Genomic DNA, 22,518 nt, shown 5'->3' with positions numbered 1-22,518 from the left:
CGCTCGCAGCCCTGCACTGCTATGAGGCGCGGAGGGAGATTGGCGGCGATGACGCCATATTTTCACTCAATCGCGGTGCAAGAGCGATCCATCGACCTGTTGGTTGCATGCAACCAATTCTTGTTTGAAACGGTTTATGTGGCAGGTCCGCGACGCCGGCAGGCGCTGCGGATTTTCTGTCAAACGGAAATGCTGTAGATGAATATTCAGACCGACCCGCGCCGGATCAAAGACGTAGTGCCGAGTTTTCCGGCCGTGGCCGAACAGCCGATCAGGGCGACGGTGCTGCATGAGGACCGGCTGCGCGCGACGGGCGAGAGCATGGCCCGCAAGGAGCTGCGCTCCTATTTCGGTCTCGAAGCCTTCGACTTCCACGCCCGCATCCGCGAGAGCGCCAAGAAGATCCTGCAGGTTTATCGCGACACCAACGCCGCGCAGGGCAGGGGCGAGCCGATCACCCCGGCGGCGCAATGGCTGCTCGACAACAACTATCTGGTCGAAGAGACCATCTATCAGGTCAAGCGCGACCTGCCCAAGCGCTTCTACCGCGAACTGCCGACGATCGATCTCGGCAACGGCCAGTCGGTGCCGCGCGCGCTCGCCATCGCCTGGGTCTATGTCGCCCATTCCGACAGCACCGTTTCGGCGCATATGTTCAAGGCGATCGTCGAGGGCTACCAGGCCGTCGAGCCGCTGCATATCGGCGAGCTCTGGGCGCTGCCGTCGCTGCTGCGTTTCGTTCTGGTCGAGAATCTGCGCCGCATCGCCGTCCGGGTGAACCGCGCCCGCGAAATGCGGGCGATCGCCAACGACGTCGCCGACCGCCTGCAGAGCGTGCAGGAACAGGACGACGGCCTTGCCCTGCTCAGGGCCTACGCTGCCCACGCCCGCGACACGACCTTTGCGACGCAGCTGCTCTATCGCTTGCGCGACGGTTCGCAGAACGCCGGCAAGGCATTGATCTGGCTCGAGAACGAGCTCGAGAAGTCGGGCAGCGACGCCGAAGAGATCATCATCGGCGAGCACCACACGCTGTCCTCCGGCAACGTCACGACAGGCAACATCATTCGTGGCCTGCGCCTGATCAATGACCAGGACTGGACCGTCTGGTTCGAAGATGTCAGCCGCGTCGACACGCTGTTGCGCGAGCGCACCAATTTTGCCGAACTCGACTTCGCCTCGCGCGACCAGTATCGCACCGCGATCGAGGAACTGGCGCGTCATTCCAAGCTGTCGGAATTCCAGGTCGCCGAACAGGCGACCGACTTCGCGCTCAAGGAAGCGCCTGCTTCAGCCGAGGATCCTTCAGGTCTGCAGAAGGAACGCTCCGACGTCGGTTTCTTCCTCGTCGGTCCGCGCCGGCAGGAACTGGAACAGTCGATCGGCTATCGCCCGACCATCGGACGCATCGCCAATCGCGCTTTCCGCAAGACCAACTGGATCGGCATTGCCCTTCCGGTCTTTGCCCTGACCGTGCTGCTGCTTTTCCTTGCCGGCAACGCGCTCGCGGCACTTGGCCTGCCGACGGCAGCCGTCGTTGTGATGCTGGTGCTGTTTTCGGTGCCGGCCAGCGAAGGCGCGCTCGCCTTCTTCAACACCATCGTGCTGAAGTTCCTCGAACCGACCCGCCTCATCGGTTACGAATTCAAGGACGGCGTTCCGGCCGAAGCCAGGACCTTGGTCGTTGTGCCGTCGCTGATCGGCTCGCGCGACGATGTCGAGGAAAATATCCGCAACATCGAGGTCCATCACCTCGCCAACATGTCGGGCGAGATCCATTTCGCCGTGCTGTCGGATTGGCCCGACAGCCAGGCCGAGATATCGGTCGGCGACCGCGAGATCTATGACTACGCCCGTCGCGAGATCGCCAGGCTCAATCAGCGCTACCCGAGCAAGGGCGCGCCGCTGTTTTACCTGCTGCATCGCCGCCGGCTCTATAATCCGGCGCAGGGCTGCTGGATGGGCTGGGAGCGCAAGCGCGGCAAGCTGCACGAACTGAACCTTCTGCTGCGCGGCGACGCCGACACCACCTTCCTGCCGACCGATACGCCGCTGCCCGACAACATCGTCCACGTCATGACGCTCGATGCCGACACGCGCATGACGCGCGGCGTGGTCACCAAGCTGGTCGGCAAGATGTGCCACCCGCTCAACCGGCCGGAGTTCGACGCAGACAAGCGCCTGGTGACGTCAGGCTACGCCATCCTGCAGCCGCGCGTCACACCTTCGCTGACGACGGGCGACGAAGCCTCGTTCTTCCAGCGCGTGTTTTCGGCCCACCGCGGTCTCGACCCATACGTCTTTGCCGTGTCGGACCTCTACCAGGATGTGTTCGGCGAAGGCACCTTCACTGGCAAGGGCCTCTACCATGTCGACGCGATGGAAGCCGCGCTCAAGGGGCGCATCGCCGAGAACACCATCCTTTCCCACGACCTGCTCGAAGGCGCGCTCTCCCGCTCGGCGCTGGTCACCGATGTCGAGGTGGTCGAGGACTATCCGACCCGCTATTCGGTCGACGCCTCGCGCCAGCATCGCTGGGCGCGTGGCGACTGGCAGCTGCTCGGCTACATCTTCGACCCGAAGTCGGGCGTGCCGGCGCTTTCGCGCTGGAAGATGGTCGACAATTTGCGCCGTTCGCTGACGCCGATCTTCTGGGTCATGGCGGCGATTGCCGGCTGGACGCTGCTGCCGTTCACCCAGGCCGCGCAATGGCAGGCGCTGCTGATCCTCAGCCTGTTCATGGCGCCGACATTCGACATCATCGACGCCATCCTGCCCAAGAACCGCGAAGCGACCCCGCGCGGCCATTTCAGCGCACTCGCTCAGGATCTCGCCTTCGGCACCGCGATGGTGGCGCTCAAGGTCGTCTTGATGGCGCATCTGGCCTGGATGATGGGCGATGCGATCGTCCGCACGCTCTATCGCCTGTTCGTCAGCCGCGAGAATCTTTTGGAATGGCGCACCGCCTCGCAGGCGCACAAGTCGGGCGGCAACGACCTCGCTGCCTATTACCGCATGATGTATGGCGCGGTGATCATCGCCGCTGTCGGCCTGATCCTGCCTGTGATGACGGATTCGACCGGCGCCTTCGTCGCCTTCGCTTTCGCCATCTTCTGGGCCGGTTCGCCGGCGTTCGCCTGGCTGATCAGCCGCTCGGCCGAAACGGAAGACCGGCTGCATGTCGCGCCCTGGGACGTCCACACCCTGCGCACTGTGGCACGCCGCACCTGGCACTATTTCGAGACCTTCGTCACGCCGGAGCAGAACTTCCTGCCGCCTGACAATTTCCAGGAAAATCCGACCGGCGTGATCGCCACGCGCACCTCGCCGACCAATATCGGCGTCTATTTGCTGTCGGTCGTCTCGGCTCGCGACTTCGGCTGGATCAGCCTTGCCGATGCGGTGTCGCGCATCGACGCCACCGTTTCGACCATCGAAAAGATGGAGCGCTACCGCGGCCATCTCTACAACTGGTATGACACCACGAACCTGAGGCCGCTCTATCCGCTCTACGTCTCGAGCGTCGACAGCGGCAATCTCGCCGGCCATCTCGTGGCGGTCGCCGCCGCTTGTGCCGAATGGGCGGAAGCGCCCTCGGTGCATCTCCAGGGTGACTTCGAGGGCATTCTCGACATCGTCTCGATCATCGAGGAGAGCGTCGCCGACCTGCCTGACGATCGCCGTCAGCTCAGGCCGCTGCGCCAGCGCCTCATCGACCGCATCGACGGCATGCGCCGTGCCGTGGAAACCATCAAGTCGCAGCCGGAAATGGCCTCGATCCGCACCATCAACCTTGCCGTCTTGTCGGGCGAAATCCGCAAGCTGGCGGGCGCGATCCATACCGAGGCGGCGTCGACCAAGAGCGATGTCCTTGCCGACTGGGCGAGGACACTCGAAATCACCTGCGAGGCGCATGTGCATGACGCGCACAGCGACGACCAGGCGGTCGCGGCCCTGCGCAGCAAGCTGATGGAACTGCGCGAACGCACCCGCAAATTCGCCTTCGAGATGAACTTCTCCTTCCTGATGCGCAACGAGCGCAAGCTTTTGTCCATCGGCTACCGGGTCGAGGAGCATCAGCTCGACGAAAGCTGCTACGATCTGCTTGCCTCCGAGGCGCGGCTGACCAGCCTGTTCGGCATCGCCAAGGGCGACATCTCGACCGAGCATTGGTTCCGCCTCGGCCGTCCGATCGTCGAGATCGGCTTCCAGGGCGCGCTGATGTCGTGGTCGGGCTCGATGTTCGAGTACCTGATGCCGCCGCTGGTCATGAAGGAGCCGCAGGGCGGCATCCTCAACCAGACCAACAAGCTGATCGTCCACCGGCAGATCCAGTATGGCAGGTCGAAGGGTATTCCGTGGGGCATTTCCGAAGCCGCCTATAACGGCCGCGACCGCGAGCTGACCTACCAGTACACCAATTTCGGCGTGCCGGGGCTTGGCCTCAAGCGCGGCCTTGGCCAGAACACCGTCATTGCACCTTATGCGACGGTGCTGGCAGCCCAGTTCCTGCCAAGCGAGGCGACGGCCAATCTCCGGCGCTTGCGCAAGCTCGGCGCCCTTGGCCGCTACGGCTATTACGACGCCGTCGACTACACGCCGCAGCGTGTGCCCGAAGGCACCGACCATGCGGTCGTCTACAACTACATGGCCCATCACCAGGGCATGTCGATCGTGGCGATCGCCAATGCGATCTTCGAAGGCCGCATGCGCGACCGCTTCCACAGCGATCCGGTGATCGAGGCAGCGGAGCTGCTGCTGCAGGAAAAGGCGCCGCGCGACATTCCCGTCGCCACCGTCCGCACCGAGGTTGCCGAACACACCAAGGACGAGACCGCCGACCACAGCGCCGATACGCGCCTGGTGCTCAATCCGATGCGGGCCTTGCGTTCGACCAACCTGATGTCGAATGGCCGCTATTCGGTCATGGTCACGGCAACCGGCTCGGGCTACAGCCGCTGGAACGATATGGCGATCACGCGCTGGCAGCCGGATCCGACCGAAGATCGGCTTGGCACCTATCTGTTCCTGCGCGACACCGAGACAGGCGACTGGTGGTCGGCGACATCGGAGCCGAAGCGCGCCACCGGCGAGCAGACCCAGACCCTGTTCTGCGACGACAAGGCGAGCTTCATCAAGACGGTCGGCACGCTGCGCAGCGAGGTCGAATGCATCGTCGTCTCCGAAGGCAATGGCGAGGCCCGCAAGGTCACCATCTGGAACGACGCCGCCGTCGACCGCCACATCGAGGTGACCTCGTTCGCCGAACTGGTGCTTGCGCCGGAGGCCAATGACAACGCCCATCCGGCGTTCTCCAAGATGTTCGTCGAGACCGAGATCACCCACAATGGCAGCGCCATCCTGGCGACGCGGCGCACCCGTGCCGCCAACGAGCCTTCGGTCGTTGCGGCGCATTTCGTCACCGACCAGTCGGGCTTCGTGCGCGACACCGAGGCCGAGACCGACCGCCGCGCCTTCATCGGCCGTGGCCGCACCATCGCCGATCCGGCGGCGTTCGATCCGGGCGCAAAGCTTTCGGGCAGCGCCGGCTTCACGCTCGATCCAGTCGCGGCCCTGCGTCGCCGCGTCCGCGTGCCTGCCAACAAGAAGGTCACGCTGACCTATTGGACGATCGTCGGCTCGACGCGCGAAGAGGTCGAGGAAACGGTCGCCAAGCTCGACCACCCCGAAGGCTTCCAGCGCCAGGCCATGCTGTCCTGGACCCGTTCGCAGGTGCAGACACGCCACCTCGGCCTCAACCTGGCCGATGCCGCAAACGTCCAGAAGCTGGCGCGCTTCCTGATCTATCCCGATCCGTTCCTGCGCCTGTCGGCTGATGCCATCGCCTCCGGCCTCGGCCGGCAGTCGGCGCTGTGGCCGATGGCGATCTCGGGCGATTTCCCGATCCTGGCGATCAGGATCGGCGACGTCGCCGATATCGAGATCGTCGCCCAGGCGCTGCGGTTCCAGGAATATATGCGGGCGCGTGGTCTCGTTGCCGATCTCGTCATCGTCAATGAGCAGGCGTCGTCCTATGTCCAGGACCTGCAGCAGGCGATCGAGCATCTGTGCGAGAACAGCCGCCTGCGCGGCAAGGAACTCGGACCGCGCCAGCATATCTTCGCCGTCCGCCGCGACCTGATGGACGAAAGCTCATATCGCACGCTTCTGGCTGTCGCGCGTGTCTGCCTGCACACCCGCAACGGCACGATCTTCGACCAGATCGAGCGTGCCGAGGCCGCAGCGCTTGCCGCCCGCGATGCCCTTGCAGCCGCCCAGGCGACCGACCGGCCCGAAACCTCCGCGCTGCAGACGTCGCCCTCGCGCAGCGCCCGCAAGAGCGGCGGCGACGGCCTGACCTACTGGAACGGCTTCGGCGGCTTCGACGCCAATGGCCGCGACTATGTCGTGCGCCTCAATGGCGCACGTTCGACGCCGCAGCCCTGGATCAACGTCATCGCCAATGCCGGTTTCGGCTTCCACGCTTCGGCCGAAGGCGCTGCCTTCACCTGGAGCCGCAACAGCCGCGACTACCAGCTGACGCCATGGTCGAACGATCCCGTCACCAACCGTCCGGGCGAGGCGATCTACATCTTCGATCGCGCCAGCGGCAGGACCTATTCGCCGATTGCAGCTGTGGCGCGTGACGCGGGCGCAAGCTACGAAGCCCGCCACGGCCAGGGTTTCTCGACCTTCCGCTCGAAGCGCGGCACGCTGGCCACCGAACTGACGCATCTCGTCGATCCGAACGATCCGGTTCGCATTTCGCGGCTGAAGATCGAGAATTCGGGCGCGGTGCCGGCCAAGCTCAGGGTCTACGCTTACGCCGAGTGGGTGCTGGGCAACAGCCGGGCCAGGACGGCCCCCAACATCGTGCCTTCGCTCGACGAGGCGACCGGCGCGCTTTTCGCCCGCAACAGCTACGGCCTCGACTTTGGCGAGCGCGTTGCCTTCATGGCGATTGACGGCAAGGCCAATGCGGTCACCTCGGACCGCAACGAGTTCATCGGCATGGGCGGCACCGTCGAGGCGCCGCGCGCCGTGACGCTGGGTGCCGAACTGACCGGCCGTGTCGAGGCGGGTGTCGATCCGTGCGCGGCGATTTCAAGGGATGTCGAGGTGCCCGCAGGCGGCTCGATTTCCCTGCTCTGGCTGCTCGGCGATGCCGGCTCGGACGAGGAAGCGAGCGCGCTGGTGACCCGTCACCTCAAGGTCGATTTCGACAAGAGGCTGGCGGAAAATGAGCGCAACTGGCGTTCGTTCCTCGGCACCATCGAGGTCGAGACGCCCGACAAGGCGCTCGACGCCATGGTCAACAACTGGCTGCCTTACCAGAGCCTTGCCTGCCGCATCCGTGCGCGCTCGGCCTTCTACCAGGCCAGCGGCGCCTTCGGCTTCCGCGACCAGCTGCAGGACACGCTGGCGCTCCTGATGCACGACGCAAGCCTTGCCCGTGGGCAGATCCTGAATGCTGCCGGCCGGCAGTTTGCCGAGGGCGACGTCCAGCATTGGTGGCTGCCGCGCACAGGTGCCGGCGTGCGCACCATGATCTCCGACGACGTCGTCTGGCTGGCGAGTGCCACGGCGCGCTACGTCACGGTGACAGGCGACGCGGCGATCCTCAACGAGCAACTGCCCTTCATCGAAGGGCAGCAGTTGAACCCGGGCGAGCACGACGCGTTCTTCACGCCGGAGCAATCCAAGAAGAAGGCCTCGCTCTACGAGCACTGCGCGCGCGCGCTCGACCTTGCCATCAAGCGGACCGCCAAGAACGGCCTGCCGCTGATCCTCGGCGGCGACTGGAACGACGGCATGAACCGCGTCGGCGAAGAAGGCAGGGGCGACAGCGTCTGGCTTGGCTGGTTCCTGCTGCGGACGCTGGGCGAGTTCGCCCCGCTGGCCAAGGCCGAGGGCGATTCAAAACGCGCCAACGCCTGGGAAAAGCATGCCACGGCATTGAAGCGCGCCCTGGAGAATGCGGCCTGGGATGGCGAATGGTATCGCCGCGGCAGCTTCGACGACGGCACGCCGCTAGGCTCGCGCAACTCCGACGAATGCAAGATCGACTCGATCGCGCAGTCGTGGAGCGTCATTTCGGGCGAGGGCGATCCGGCACGTTCGCGCACGGCGATGGCGCAGGCGACAAAAATGCTGGTCGACGACGAGTTGAAGCTGATCAAGCTGTTCACCCCGCCCTTTTCCGAAACCGACAAGGAGCCGGGTTACATCAAGTCCTATCCGCCTGGCGTGCGCGAAAATGGCGGCCAGTACACGCATGCCGCGACCTGGTTTGTCATTGCCTTGGCGGAAATGGGGCAGGTCGACGAGGCCTATCGCTGCTTCTCGATGCTCAACCCGGTCAACCATGCGCTCGACGAGGCTGCTGCCGAGACCTACAGGGTCGAACCCTATGTGGTTGCAGCCGACGTCTATGCCGACGCCTCCAAGGCAGGCCGAGGCGGCTGGACCTGGTACACCGGTTCGGCGGGCTGGCTCTATCGCGCAGCGGTCGAGAGCATTCTCGGCATCAGCCAGCGCGGCAACAGGCTGGTCGTCGCACCGGCCATTCCCAAGCATTGGGAAGGTTATTCGGCGACGCTCCGTTTGGGTGGTGCCGTCTACAGGTTGCGTGTGGTGAGGGACAAAGCCGCTAAAGCTGCGAAAGCAGAGGTCGATGGCGTGAAGGGCAAGGACGCATCTTTTGCCATGCGCGACAGCGGCGAAGTCGACGTTGTGATCCGCATCCCGGCCTAGCCGGGATGCCGCTGCGTCAATTATGCGGCGGGCTTTGTCATCATTTTGCCGCAACGATGCCTTTTTTCGTTAATTCTCAATTCCTTATCGGATCACAGCAAATTACCGGTCGTAGCCATGTGTTGTTCGATTTTTTTGAACGGAGCGGCTATCTGCGCATTGTCTTGCGGACCTATGACCGCTATTTGTCGGCCATGGTGCAGTGCACAATAAAGGGACGAACGGGACTCAAGGGGTACCAAAGTGTCGTTGCTTGAAGTTTATTGGAGAGCCCTCCGCTATCTTGCCGCCGACGGCAAGAAGGTCGGGCTGATTTGCGCAGCCAACGTCGTGTTGGCAATCGTGACCATTGCTGAACCGATTCTTTTCGGGCGTATCATCGATGCCATCGCTGGAAAGACGGAAGTCGTTCCGACAATGGCGCTGTGGGCGAGCTTCGGCGCGTTCAACATCGTCGCCTTCGTTCTGGTTGCACGCGGTGCCGACCGCCTGGCGCATGCGCGCCGCGGCGAGGTGCTGTGCCAGTCGTTCGAACGCGTCATCACCATGCCGCTTTCCTGGCACCAGCAGCGCGGTACGTCGCATTCGCTGCACACCTTGCTGCGCGCGGTCGAAGCGCTGTTCAGCCTGTGGCTCGAATTCATGCGCACCCATCTGTCGACGGCGGTGGCCCTGCTGCTGCTGATCCCGACGGCATTTTCGCTCGATGCGCGCATGTCGCTGGTGCTGATCGTGCTTGGCGCCCTCTATCTCGCCATCGGCCGGCTCGTCATGCGCAAGACCAAGGAAGGCCAAGCCTCCGTCGAGCGCCACTATCACAAGGTTTTCTCCCACGTCTCGGACTCGGTCAGCAACGTCGCCGTGCTGCAGAGCTACAACCGTGTCGGCCAGGAGACGGAATCGCTTCGTACCTATGTGAAGGCGTTGATCACCACGCAGAACCCGGTGCTCGACTGGTGGGCGCTGGCATCGGCCATGCACCGCCTGGCTTCGACGATCTCGATGATGGTGGTGCTCTTGATCGGCGCCTATCTGGTCAGCAAGGGCCAGCTGCGCATCGGTGACATCGTTGCCTTCACCGGTTTCGCCGCCCTGCTGATCAGCCGCCTCGACCAGGTTTCGAACTTCGCCAACCAGATCTTCGACGCCCGTTCGAAACTCGAGGAGTTCTATCGCCTCGAGGACGCGGCCGGCGAGAACCGCGAGCCGGAAGGCCTGCGCGAGCTCGAAAACGTCACCGGCCATGTGCGGTTCGAAAATGTCAGCTTCGAGTTCCCCAATTCGGGGCAGGGCGTCACCGACGTCTCCTTCGAGGTGCACGCCGGCCAGACCATCGCCATCGTCGGCCCGACCGGTGCCGGCAAGACGACGCTGATCAACCTCTTGCAGCGTGTGCATACGCCGCAGAATGGCCGCATCCTGATCGACGGTATCGACACCCGCACGGTCACCAAGAAGTCGCTGCGCCATTCGATCGCCACCGTCTTCCAGGACGCCGGACTGCTCAACCGCTCGATCGAGGACAACATCCGCGTCGGCCGCGCCAGCGCGAGCTACGAGGAAGTGCATGCTGCCGCGACCGCGGCTGCCGCGCAGGACTTCATCCTGTCCAAGAGCGAAGGCTACGACACCAATGTCGGCGAGCGTGGCGGCCAGCTGTCCGGCGGCGAGCGCCAGCGTATCGCCATTGCCCGCGCCATCCTCAAGAGCGCGCCGATCCTGGTGCTCGACGAGGCGACGAGCGCGCTCGACGTCGAGACCGAGAACCGGGTCAAGGACGCCATCGACATGCTGCGCGACGGTCGTACGACCTTCATCATCGCGCACCGGCTGAGCACGGTTCGAGACGCCGACCTTGTGGTGTTCATGGATCGCGGCCATGTCGTCGAGATGGGCGGCTTCAACGAGCTGTCGACCCGCAACGGCCGCTTTGCAGCACTGCTGCGCGCTGGCGGCCTGCTCAATGACGAGGAAGTCCGTCGCGTCACCCATGTCGAGGCTGCGGCCTAGTCTTTACCTGAAACCGGATCCGGACGGGGCGCCTTGGCGCCCCGTTTGCGTTTGGCCGCGACGCTGGAACCGATTGCGAAGACGAGCGCCCAAGGCTATTTAGCGTCCATGACACAGACGACCTCGCAGGCTTGGCGTTTCAGCGACCTGGCCAATCCGACCCGCTTCATCTCGCTGGTCGACAAGATCGTGCCCTGGCTTGGCGGCGCCTCAGTGTTGGTGCTGGCGATCGGGCTTTATCTGGCCTTTGCCGCACCGGCGGATTTCCAGCAGGGCATCACCGTCCGCATCATGTATATCCACGTGCCTTTCGCCTGGCTCGCCATGATGTGCTACTCGGTCATGGCCGTTTCGGCCCTGGGAACGCTGGTCTGGCGTCATCCGCTCGCCGACGTCGCCCTGAAGTCGGCGGCACCGGTCGGCGCTGTCTTCACCGCACTGGCGCTGCTTACCGGCTCGATCTGGGGCAAGCCGATGTGGGGCACCTGGTGGGTCTGGGATGCCCGGCTGACCTCGGTATTCGTGCTTTTCCTGATGTATCTCGGCATCATCGCACTCACCCGCGCACTCGACGATCCCGCGCGTTCGGCGCGCGCCGCCGCCGTCATCACGCTGGTCGGCTTCATCAACATCCCGATCATCAAGTTCTCGGTCGAATGGTGGAACACGTTGCATCAGCCGGCATCGGTGTTCCGGATGGACGGTCCGACCATCGATCCGAGCATGCTCTGGCCCCTCATGACCATGGCGTTTGGCTTTACCCTTCTGTTCTTCACTCTGCATCTAATGGCGATGCGCACCGAGATCTGGCGCCGCCGCGTCGTCGCCATGCGCCAGATTGCTGCCCGGAGGGCCGAGCGCCAGCAGGCCTGACGGCTCCTTGAAGGAAGGAAGACATGATGTGGCCCGATCATCGAATTCTTGATCTTCTGGGCCTCGAGCTTCCGATCTTGCAGGCGCCGATGGCCGGTCCCGTCGATTCCGAAATGGTGATCGCGGTCTCCGAGGCAGGTGGCCTCGGCGCGCTGCCCTGCGCGTTGATGACGCCTGACAAGGCGCGGACGGAACTCGGCATCATCAGGCAGCGCACAGCAAGGCCGATCAACGTCAATTTCTTCTGCCACACGCCGCCGCAAGAGGACCTGGCCCGCGAGGCGGCTTGGAAACAGCGGCTCGAGCCGTATTATCTCGAGCTCGGCCTCGACCCCAAGGCGCCGATGCCGCGCTCGGCGCGCGCGCCTTTCGACGACACCTTCTGCGACATCGTCGAGGAGTTCCGGCCGGAGGTGGTGAGTTTCCATTTCGGCCTGCCGGATGCCGCCTTGCTCGATCGCGTCAAGGCGACGGGCGCCAAGGTGCTGTCGTCGGCAACGACGGCCGACGAGGCGGTGTGGCTTGAGGCGAGGGGCTGCGATGCGATCATCGCGCAAGGTGCCGAGGCCGGCGGCCATCGCGGCATCTTCCTGACCGATAATATCGCCAACCAGCCCGGCACTTTCGCCCTGGTGCCGCAGGTGGTCGACGCGGTCAAGCTGCCTGTCATCGCCACGGGCGGCATTGCCGATGCGCGCGGCATCGTCGCTGCCTTTGCCCTCGGCGCGTCGGCGGTGCAGGTCGGCACCGCCTATCTGTTCTGCCCCGAGGCCAAGGTGGCAGCACCGCACAAGGCGGCATTGCGTTCGGCCAAGGACGACCATACCGCGCTGACCAATCTGTTCACCGGCCGGCCGGCGCGCGGCATCGTCAACCGCATCATGCGCGAGGTCGGCCCGCTGTCTGAGGACGCGCCGGCATTCCCGCTGGCAGGCGGGGCTTTGGCGCCGCTGCGTGCGGCGTCGGAACCGAAAGGATCGGGTGACTTCATGTCATTGTGGTCGGGGCAGGCGGCGCGGCTGGGCCGCGACATGCCGGCGGCCGACCTGACGCGCGCCCTTGCCGCGGAAACACAAGCTCTGCTTTCGCGCTTCGGCCGCTAGCGCAATTCCAGGAAAAGTGTGCAGCGGTGTTCCGTCCGGAATTGCGCAAAACAAAAAGATAGAAGCTCCGCTGCAAAAGCGAAGCCTTCATTGCGGCAGTTGGAGATCAAGCTACCGGCGTTTGAGGATCACTGACCGCTCTTCCCTAATTCCGTCATCGGCAGACGGGTCCGGAAATGCGACTACAAAAGCCTTGAGAAGAATGTCTCCGTCTGGCTCGTTTAGCCATTCGGCGCTATCCCCGACGTCGAAGTAGACACCATCTTCCGAGAAGCCGAATGTATCGCCGACGGGGAAGGGAGCCCGCCGTCGAATTGCCGCAGCATGAACATCCCACGGAAAGGATGTAATGCGGTCCAAGCAGTCCTGTGTCTCTTTTGCAAGTCTTGCTGCTATGTTCATTATTCCACGCCGAACGTTCTTCTTCTTCGCGCCGACAAACGACCAGCTATCGTCGCACTGAACCGGGCTATTTCGGTGTCAGCGTCCGGCGCACGGCGTCGTGCCAGCCCTTCAGCTTGGCGTTGCGCAGGGCCGGTTCCATCGCCGGCTTGAACTGGCGGTCGAGCGCCCAGGCCTTGGAAAATGCCTTGGCTTTCGGCCAGACGCCGGCGCGCGAGCCGGCGAGCCAGGCGGCACCCAGTGCCGTGGTTTCGAGCACTGTCGGCCGGTCGACCGGTGCGTCGAGAATGTCGGCCAGGCGCTGCATGGTCCAGTCGGAGGCGACCATGCCGCCGTCGACGCGCAGCACGGTCTTGCCGTTGCCGCCCTTCCAGTCCTTCTTCATCGCGTCGAGCAGGTCGCGGGTCTGATAGGCGACGGATTCGAGCGCTGCGCGGGCAAATTCGGCTGGCCCTGTGTTGCGGGTGAGGCCGTAGATGGCGCCACGCGCCTCGGCATCCCAATGCGGCGCGCCGAGCCCGACAAAGGCCGGCACGAGATAGACGTCCTGGGTGTCGTCGGCGTCAGCCGCCAGCTTGCCGCTCTGCTCGGCCTTGCCGATCACCTTGATGCCGTCGCGCAGCCACTGCACGGCAGCACCGGCAACGAAGATCGAGCCTTCCAGCGCATAGGTGGTCTTGCCGTCGAGCCGATAGGCAATGGTGGTCAACAGCCGGTTCTTCGAACGCACCATGTCGCTGCCGGTGTTGAGGATGGCAAAGCAGCCGGTGCCATAGGTGGATTTCATCATGCCTGGTTCGAAACAGGCCTGGCCGATGGTCGCCGCCTGCTGGTCGCCGGCAACACCGAGGATCGGGATTGTCGCGCCGAACAGCGATTTGTCGGTCACGCCAAAATCGGCGGCGCAATCCTTCACCTCGGGAAGCATGGCGGCAGGGATTTTCAGAATGTCGAGCAACTCGGCATCCCAGGCGTTCTTCTCGATGTTGTAGACCAAAGTGCGCGAGGCGTTGGTGGCGTCGGTCGCATGCACCTTGCCGCCGGTCAGGCGCCAGATCAGGAAGGAATCGATGGTGCCGGCGAGCAGCTCGCCGCGCTCGGCCCGCTTGCGCGCGCCCTTCACCTTGTCGAGCAGCCAGGCGATCTTGGTGCCGGAAAAATAGGGATCGAGCAAAAGCCCGGTCTTGCGGGTGAATTTCGGCTCCAGCCCTTGCTTCTTCAGCTTGGCGCAGAGGGATGCTGTGCGCCGGTCCTGCCAGACGATAGCGTTGTGGATCGGCTTGCCTGTCGCCCTGTCCCAGATGACGACCGTTTCGCGCTGGTTGGTGATGCCGATCGCCGAAATGTCGGCGGCGTCCTTGCCTGCCTTCTTCAGTGCCGTCTTGCAGGTCGAAACCACGCTGTCCCAGATCTCTTCCGGGTCGTGCTCGACCCAGCCGGAGGCGGGAAAGTGCTGGGTGAATTCCTTCTGGCCGACACCTGCGACCTTCATCGCCGCGTCGAAGACGATGGCACGGCTGGATGTCGTGCCTTGATCGATCGCCAGAATGAAGCCGCTCATCTTGCCCTCCGCAGTTACTTGCATGAATAGGGGAGACGGCGCTGTGCCGCCTCCCCGGATAGTTGGCCGGGCGGATCAACCGCCCGAACGCTTACTTGCTCCAGCTCTTCACCAGCTCATCGTAGTTGATGGTGACAGGCTTTTCCTTCTCGTTTTCGATCTTCAGCTGCGGCGCGAGATTGCCGGCCTTGACCGCTTCGGCATTCCAGTAGGCGAGATCGTGCTCTTCCGCCATCTTCGGGCCGATGTCGCCCTGGATGCCGGCGCGTTCGAGGCGTTCGAGCACCTTTTCCTGCTCGGCGCACAGCGAGTCCATGGCTTCCTGGGCCGTCTTGGCGCCCGAGGACGCATCACCGATCGCCTGCCACCAGAGCTGAGCCAGCTTCGGATAGTCAGGCACGTTGGTGCCCGTCGGCGACCACTGAACGCGGGCCGGCGAACGGTAGAACTCGATCAGGCCACCGAGCTGCGGGGCACGGTCGGTGAAGCTCTTGTGGTCGAGCGTCGACTGGCGGATGAAGGTCAGGCCGACATGGCTCTTCTTCACGTCGACAGTCTTCGAGGTCACGAACTGCGCATAGAGCCATGCGGCCTTGGCGCGGTCGTCAGGCGTCGACTTCAGGATCGTCCACGAACCGACGTCCTGGTAGCCGAGCTTCATGCCGTCCTTCCAGTAGACGCCATGCGGCGAAGGGGCCATGCGCCACTTCGGCGTGCCGTCCTCGTTCATCACAGGCAGGCCGGGCTTGACCATGTCGGCGGTGAAGGCGGTGTACCAGAAGATCTGCTGGGCAATCGCGCCCTGGGCCGGCACCGGGCCGGATTCGGAGAAGGTCATGCCCTGGGCTTCCGGCGGCGCGTAAGCCTTCAGCCAGTCGAGATACTTGACGATCGAATAGACCGAGGCTGGTCCGTTGGTGTCGCCGCCGCGTGCGACGCAGGAGCCGACGGGCTGCGACTTTTCATTGACCTTGATGCCCCATTCATCGACCGGCAGGCCGTTCGGCAGGCCCTTGTCGCCGTTGCCGGCCATCGACAGCCAGGCGTCGGTGAAGCGCCAGCCGAGCGAGGGGTCCTTCTTGCCATAGTCCATGTGGCCATAGACTTTCTGGCCGTTGACGTCGCGACCGGTGAAGAACTCGGCAATGTCCTCATAAGCCGACCAGTTGACCGGAACGCCGAGGTCGTAGCCGTACTTCGCCTTGAAGTCGGCCTTGTTCTTCTCGTCGTTGAACCAGTCGTAGCGGAACCAGTAGAGGTTGGCGAACTGCTGGTCGGGAAGCTGGTAGAGCTTGCCGTCTGGCGCGGTCGTGAACTTGGTGCCGATATAGTCGGCGATGTCGAGGTTCGGATTGGTGACGTCCTTGCCCTCATTGGCCATCCAGTCGGTCAGGCTGCGTGCCTGCTGGTAGCGCCAATGCGTGCCGATCAGGTCGGAATCGTTGACATAGGCGTCATAGATGTTTTCGCCCGACTGCATCTGCGTCTGCAGCTTTTCGATGACGTCGCCTTCACCGATCAGGTCATGCGTGATCTTGATGCCGGTGATGTCGGAGAACGCCTTGGCGAGTGTCTTCGATTCATACTCATGCGTGGTGATGGTTTCCGAGACGACCTTGATTTCCATGCCGGCGAAAGGCTTCGCCGCATCGACGAACCACTGCATTTCGGCTTCCTGGCCGGCGCGGTCGAGCGCCGACATGTCCTTGATCTCGGCATCGAGGAAGGCTTTCGCCTCGTCCATGCCGGCAAAGGCGCTGCTTGATCCCAAAAGCAGGGCGATCACGCTTGTTGATGCTAGAATATGGCGTCGCATTAATTTCCTCCCAAACAAGGTTGCATTGCCATTTGGCTCCGCCGCGGGCTTGCGGCGGCCCAACATTTCCCCCTCTAGACGAAGCGGAATACGCCGATCGCGTAGACCACTGCGAGAGCGAGAGCCCACCACAGGTTGGGTCCGATCAGACCCAACCATGCGAGATGAATGAAGGCGCTGCCGAGCAGCGAAACGAAAAGCCTGTCGCCCCGGGTCGTTTCGAAGCGGAGGATGCCGACGCGCGGATTGCCGCCCGGCGAGAAGTATTCCCATACCCCCATGCCCACGAGCATCAGGAAGATGGTGATGAAGAACGCGGCCGTCGGCAGCGTCCAGGCCATCCATGAGAAGTCCATCACAAACGCTCCCTCAGACGCGGCCCAGGGCAAAGCCCTTGGCGATGTAGTTGCGGACGAACCAGATGACGAGCGCGCCCGGAATGATGGTCAGGACGCCGGCCGCGGCGAGCACGCCCCAGTCCATGCCCGAGGCCGAGACGGTGCGCGTCATGATGGCGGCGATCGGCTTGGCATCGGTTGTGGTCAAGGTGCGGGCGATCAGCAGTTCGACCCATGAGAACATGAAGCAGAAGAAGGCGGCGACCCCGATGCCGCTGGCGATCAGCGGAACGAAGATCTTCACGAAGAAGCGCGGGAACGAGTAGCCGTCGATATAGGCGGTCTCGTCGATCTCCTTGGGCACGCCCGACATGAAGCCTTCGAGGATCCACACCGCCAGCGGCACGTTGAACAGGCAGTGCGCCAGTGCGACGGCAATGTGGGTGTCGATCAGGCCGAAGGCCGAATAGAGCTGGAAGAAGGGTAGGGCAAACACTGCCGGCGGTGCCATCCGGTTGGTCAGCAGCCAGAAGAACAGGTGCTTGTCGCCCAGGAACCTGTACCGCGAGAAGGCGTAAGCCGCGGGCAGGGCGACGGCGATCGAAATCACCGTGTTCATCACCACGTAGATGATCGAGTTGATGTAGCCCTTGTACCAGGACGGATCGGTGAAGATCACGCCGTAATTGCGCAGTGTCGGGTTCTGCGGCCAGAGCGAAAAGGTGCCCAGGATCTCCTGGTTCGACTTGAAGCTCATATTGATCAGCCAGTAGATCGGCAGCATCAGGAAGATGATGTAGACCGTCGGCACCACCCACCAGAAGCGCGATTCCTCGCCGCGCCGCCGCATCCTGCGCGCCAGAGCCTCGTCTGGAGCACCGCCATGGACAACGCCCGTCGTGGTCCCGGCATTGCGCATCATCTTGTCCTTGTCGGTGTCCGCGACTGCTTGCCTTGTCCCCGCCATCTCACTTCTCCACGTCATAGTTTGTCATGACGGTGTAGAAGACCCATGACAGCAGCAGCACGATCAGGAAGTAGATGATCGACATCGCCGCCGCCGGGCCGAGGTCGAACTGGCCGACAGCCATCTTGACGAGGTCGATCGACAGGAAGGTCGTGGAATTGCCGGGGCCGCCGCCGGTGACGACGAAAGGCTCGGTGTAGATCATGAAACTGTCCATGAAGCGCAGCAGCACGGCGATCAGCAGGACGCGCTGCATCTTGGGCAGCTGGATGTAGCGGAACACCGCCCAGCGCGAGGCGCCGTCGATCTTGGCCGCCTGGTAGAAGGCATCGGGGATCGACACCAGGCCGGCATAGCAGAGCAACACGACCAGGCTGGTCCAGTGCCAGACATCCATGATGATGACCGTCACCCAGGCGTCGAACGGGTCGTTGACGTAGTTGTAGTCGAAGCCGAGCGCATGCAGCGTATAGCCGAGCAGGCCGATGTCGATGCGCCCGAAAACCTGCCAGATGGTGCCGACGACATTCCACGGAATGAGCAGCGGCAGCGCCATCAGCACCAGGCAGACGGGTACGCCCCAGCCTTTCCTCGGCATGTTGAGCGCAATGAAGATGCCGAGCGGAATCTGGATCGCCAGGATGATCGCCGAGAAGATCAGGTTACGGCCCATCGCCGCCCAGAAGCGGTCGGAGTGCAGCATCTCCTCGAACCATTCGGCGCCGGCCCAGAAGAACTGGTTGCCGCCGAAGGTGTCCTGCACCGAGTAATTGACCACTGTCATCAGCGGGATGACCGCCGAGAACGCCACCAGCACGAGCACCGGCAGCACCATGAACCAGGCCTTGTTGTTCCAGGTCTTTTCCATGGTTACGCTCCCATCTCGACGCGCCAGGACTTGTCGTAGAGGTTGATGCCGGCAGGATCGAAGGTGACGTGCGGATCGGCCGGCACGTGGTCGTCCTCGCCCAGGATTGCCGCGATCTCGCGGCCTTCGAGGCTGGCGCGCACCACCTTGTGGCGGCCGATGTCCTCGACCTTTCGGATCGTGACGGGCATGCCCTTGGCGCCGAGCCTGACATATTCGGGCCGGATGCCGAGTTCGATGCCATTGCCTTCAGCCTTGGGCGCGCCGGGCAGGTCTATCACCTGGCCGCCGAGCCGGGCGCGGTTGCCGTCGACGGCCACCGGCATGACGTTCATGCCGGGCGAGCCGATGAAGTAACCGACGAATGTGTGTTTGGGGCGCTCGAACAGCTCGGCCGGGGTGCCGATCTGGACGATCTCGCCGTCATACATCACCACAACCTTGTCGGCGAAGGTCAGAGCTTCGGTCTGGTCATGGGTGACGTAGATCATGGTGTAGCCGAAGCGGCGGTGAAGCTGCTTGAGCTGCGAGCGCAGCACCCATTTCATATGCGGGTCGATGACGGTCAGCGGCTCGTCGAACAGGATCGCGTTGACGTCGGAGCGGACGAGGCCGCGGCCGAGCGAGATCTTCTGCTTCTGGTCGGCGGTCAGCCCGCGCGCCTTGCGCCTGGCCCAGCTGGCGAGGTCGATCATGTCGAGCGTCTCGCGCACCTTGCGATCGACATCGGCTTCGGCAACGCCGCGGTTGCGCAGCGGGAAGGCGAGATTGTCGTAGACGGTCATGGTGTCGTAGATGACCGGGAACTGGAACACCTGGGCGATATTGCGTTCCTGCGTCGACAGGCGGGTCACGTCCTTGCCGTCGAACAGCAATTGCCCGTGCGAGGCATGCAGCAGGCCCGAGATGATGTTGAGCAGCGTGGTCTTGCCGCAGCCGGAGGGGCCGAGCAGCGCGTAGGCGCCGCCATCCTCGAACCCGTAATGGACTTCGCGCAGCGCATAGTCCTTGTCGGATTTCGGGTTTGCGCCATAGGCATGGCGGATGTGGTTCAGGTCGATGCGTGCCATCTCGCCCTCCTATGCTGCCAGTTGCGAAGGCGAAGCGGCCGAATGGCCATTCGCGTCGAAAACCATGATGTGGCGCGGATCGATGAAGACCTCGATGACCTCATCCGGCTCGAACTGGTGGATGCCGTGCGACAGCATCACCCAGCGCGCGTCTGCGTAATTGAGATGGACGAAGCTTTCCGAGCCGGTGATTTCGGTCACCGAGACCTTCGCCTTGACGCCGACGGCGTCCGCGGTGCGTTTCTCAAAAGAAAGATGGTGGGGCTGGAAGCCGATCGTATAGCTGGCGTCGGCAATGCCGGCGAGGTCCGCCGGCACCGGGAGGTCCACCCCACCATCAAGCTGGAAACTGCGGCCGCTCTTCTTCAACACGATGGTGTTGAGCGGCGGGTCGGCGAAGGTCCGCGCCGTGATCAGGTCGTTCGGCTTGCGGAACACCTCGATCGTCGGGCCGAACTGGGTGATGCGGCCCTCCGACAGCGTTGCGACATTGCCGCCGAGCAAAAGTGCTTCATGCGGTTCGGTCGTGGCATAGACGAAGATCGCGCCGGTTTCGGCGAAGATCCTGGGCAATTCGGCGCGCAGTTCCTCGCGCAGCTTGTAGTCGAGATTGGCCAGCGGCTCGTCGAGGAGTACCAGCTTGGCATTCTTGACGATGGCGCGGGCGAGTGCCGTGCGCTGCTGCTGGCCGCCGGAAAGATTGAGGGGGGTGCGGTCGAGATAAGGCGTCAGCCTGAGCAGGTCGGCGGCGCGCTTGACCTCTTGTTCGATCCTGGCCTTGTCGGCGCCGGCGACACGCAGCGGCGAAGCGATGTTCTCGTAGACCGTCATCGCCGGGTAGTTGATGAACTGCTGGTAGACCATGGCGATTTTGCGCTTCTGCACCGGTACGCCGGTGACATCGGTGCCGTCGAACCAGACCGAGCCTGAAGTCGGCCTGTCGAGCCCGGCCATCAGCCGCATCAGGCTGGTCTTGCCCGACAGGGTCGGCCCAAGCAGGACATTGAGGCTGCCATGCTGAAGCGTCAGCGAGACGTCACGGATATGATCCGTGCCGGCCACCGTCTTGGTAACGTTGCGCAGTTCGAGCATAAATCCTCCTCCCAGAGGCAGACGCAGGCGGGCAGGCCTATTCCGCCGCGGCGTTGTGCACGCCTGGGCTCATTCCTTGCAGAAATTCGTCGAGAGATGCGGCCTGCTCCTTGCTGAGCTTCAGGCCCCGCTTGGTGCGCCGCCATAAAACGTCTTCGCCGCTTACCGCCCATTCATGGGCGACGAGATAGCGGACCTCGGCCTCGTAGAGATCGGCGCCGAAATTGCGCCCCAGATCGGCCTCCGACTTCGCCAGGCCGAGAAGGGCCTTGGCGCGCGTGCCGTAGAGCCTGGTCAGCCGGCGGGCGAGGCGCATGTCGAGGAACGGATAGGCAGACTTGAGTTTCACCACTTCGGCGTCGAAGCCCGTCGCATCGAACTCGCCACCGGGCAGGGCAGCGTTTGCCGTCCAGGGCTTTCCCTTCTTGCCCAAATGCTTTTCGATGATCTCGAGCATGGACTCGGCAAGGCGGCGATAGGTGGTGATCTTGCCGCCGAAGATGTTGACGATCGGCGCGCGGCCTTCGCCGGCATCGGCCTTCAGCACATAGTCGCGCGTCGCTTCCTGGGCCTTGCTGGCGCCGTCGTCATAGAGCGGGCGGACGCCGGAATAGGTCCAGACGATGTCGTCGGGGCGCACCGGCTCGGCAAAATATTCGCTTGCCGCGTCGCAGAGATAGGTGATTTCGGCCTGGCTGATCCTGGCGGTGTGGGGATCGCCTTCATAATCCTGGTCGGTGGTGCCGATGAGGGTGAAGTCTTCCTCGTAAGGAATGGCGAAGATGATGCGCCCGTCCTTGTTCTGGAAGAAATAGGCGCGCGGATCGTCGAACTTCTTTGTCACCACGATGTGGCTGCCCTGGACAAGGCGCACATTGTGGACGTTGTTCTGTCCGACGGTCTGGGTCAGCACATGGTCGATCCAGGGGCCGGCGGCATTGACGATGAGCCGCGCCTGGACCTCTTCGACCTGGCCGCTGCGCAGGTCCTCGACGCGGATGTTCCAATGGCCGTTGTCGCGGCGCGCGCTCGTCACCTTGGCGCGGGTGCGGATGACGGCGCCCTTGTCGGCGGCGTCGCGGGCATTGAGCACGACCAGCCGCGCATCGTTGACCCAGCCGTCGGAATATTCGAAGGCGCGCGAAAACATCGGCTTGAGCGGCTTGCCGGCGGCGTCGCTGTGCATGTCGAGCGTGCGCGTCGGCGGCAGCAGCTTGCGGCCGCCAATGTGGTCGTAGAGGAACAGGCCGAGCCGGATCAGCCATGCCGGGCGCAGGCCCTTGGCGTAAGGCAGTACGAAGCGCATCGGCCAGATGATGTGCGGCGCGTTTTTCCACAGCACCTCGCGCTCCATCAGCGCTTCGCGCACCAGGCGGAACTCGTAGTGTTCGAGATAGCGCAGGCCGCCATGGATCAGCTTGGTCGAATAGGACGACGTGCCGGAGGCGAGGTCGTTCATTTCGGCGAGGTAGACGGAGTAGCCGCGGCCGACCGCGTCGCGGGCGATTCCGCAGCCATTGATGCCGCCGCCGATAACGAAGATGTCGTGGATTTCGGGTCTGCTCACGCCTTCGCCGCCTTTTCGCACTGCAGCAATTTAAGCACCATTCGAAGCTCGATTTGGATTATTTCGAACTGAAAATGAATGTCAAACGAAATATAGC

At 63.5% G+C, this 22,518-nt stretch carries 12 protein-coding genes; 4 read left to right on the top strand and 8 right to left on the bottom strand.

Features of this window, described 5'->3' with window-relative positions; all coding sequences use genetic code 11:
- Positions 1-198 precede the first annotated feature (198 nt).
- The 4 genes from DY201_RS19055 (at position 199) to DY201_RS19040 (ending at position 12,740) form a co-directional block, all read left to right on the top strand.
- Positions 199-8,754 (top strand): glycoside hydrolase family 94 protein, encoded by an 8,556-nt coding sequence (locus tag DY201_RS19055; protein WP_115732547.1) that lies wholly within the window; start codon positions 199-201, stop codon positions 8,752-8,754.
- 243 nt (positions 8,755-8,997) lie between these two features.
- The gene (locus DY201_RS19050; protein WP_115732546.1) at positions 8,998-10,764 is read left to right on the top strand and encodes a glucan ABC transporter ATP-binding protein/ permease; all 1,767 of its coding nucleotides are present in this window, start codon (positions 8,998-9,000) and stop codon (positions 10,762-10,764) included.
- 108 nt (positions 10,765-10,872) lie between these two features.
- Entirely contained in the window at positions 10,873-11,637 is a 765-nt protein-coding gene (locus DY201_RS19045; protein WP_115732545.1) for a heme ABC transporter permease, read from the top strand.
- Positions 11,638-11,663: 26 nt separating this feature from the next.
- Positions 11,664-12,740 carry an NAD(P)H-dependent flavin oxidoreductase gene (locus DY201_RS19040; protein WP_115732544.1) on the top strand — a complete coding sequence of 359 codons (1,077 nt, stop codon included), beginning with the start codon at positions 11,664-11,666 and terminating at the stop codon, positions 12,738-12,740.
- A 469-nt stretch (positions 12,741-13,209) separates the two neighbouring features.
- Here DY201_RS19040 and glpK read toward each other — a convergent pair whose 3' ends face one another.
- The 8 genes from glpK to glpD all read right to left on the bottom strand — a co-directional run bounded on the left by glpK (position 13,210) and on the right by glpD (position 22,421).
- Complete coding sequence (gene glpK / locus DY201_RS19035) at positions 13,210-14,703, bottom strand: glycerol kinase GlpK (RefSeq protein ID WP_115732543.1); 1,494 nt, start codon at positions 14,701-14,703, stop codon at positions 13,210-13,212.
- A 91-nt stretch (positions 14,704-14,794) separates the two neighbouring features.
- Positions 14,795-16,519, bottom strand: a complete 1,725-nt coding sequence (locus DY201_RS19030) for an ABC transporter substrate-binding protein (protein ID WP_115732542.1) — start codon at positions 16,517-16,519, stop codon at positions 14,795-14,797.
- Positions 16,520-16,593: 74 nt separating this feature from the next.
- A complete protein-coding gene (locus tag DY201_RS19025; protein ID WP_055979040.1) occupies positions 16,594-16,875 on the bottom strand; it encodes a DUF2160 domain-containing protein in 282 nt (93 codons plus the stop codon).
- Positions 16,876-16,888: 13 nt separating this feature from the next.
- On the bottom strand, positions 16,889-17,776 hold the full coding sequence (locus DY201_RS19020; protein WP_371746571.1) for a carbohydrate ABC transporter permease: 888 nt from the start codon (positions 17,774-17,776) through the stop codon (positions 16,889-16,891).
- 49 nt (positions 17,777-17,825) lie between these two features.
- Positions 17,826-18,692 carry a carbohydrate ABC transporter permease gene (locus tag DY201_RS19015; protein WP_115732541.1) on the bottom strand — a complete coding sequence of 289 codons (867 nt, stop codon included), beginning with the start codon at positions 18,690-18,692 and terminating at the stop codon, positions 17,826-17,828.
- A gap of 2 nt (positions 18,693-18,694) precedes the next feature.
- Positions 18,695-19,762, bottom strand: a complete 1,068-nt coding sequence (locus DY201_RS19010) for an ABC transporter ATP-binding protein (RefSeq protein ID WP_115732540.1) — start codon at positions 19,760-19,762, stop codon at positions 18,695-18,697.
- Between the two features lie 9 nt (positions 19,763-19,771).
- The gene (locus tag DY201_RS19005) at positions 19,772-20,854 is read right to left on the bottom strand and encodes an ABC transporter ATP-binding protein (RefSeq protein ID WP_115732539.1); all 1,083 of its coding nucleotides are present in this window, start codon (positions 20,852-20,854) and stop codon (positions 19,772-19,774) included.
- A gap of 37 nt (positions 20,855-20,891) precedes the next feature.
- Positions 20,892-22,421 carry a glycerol-3-phosphate dehydrogenase gene (gene glpD, locus DY201_RS19000; RefSeq protein ID WP_115732538.1) on the bottom strand — a complete coding sequence of 510 codons (1,530 nt, stop codon included), beginning with the start codon at positions 22,419-22,421 and terminating at the stop codon, positions 20,892-20,894.
- Positions 22,422-22,518: the final 97 nt, after the last annotated feature.

Source organism: Aminobacter aminovorans (assembly GCF_900445235.1).
Taxonomy (GTDB): Bacteria; Pseudomonadota; Alphaproteobacteria; order Rhizobiales; family Rhizobiaceae; genus Aminobacter; species Aminobacter aminovorans.
The sequence above is the reverse complement of the archived record's forward strand: the minus strand, read 5'-3'. Positions and strand labels throughout refer to the sequence as shown.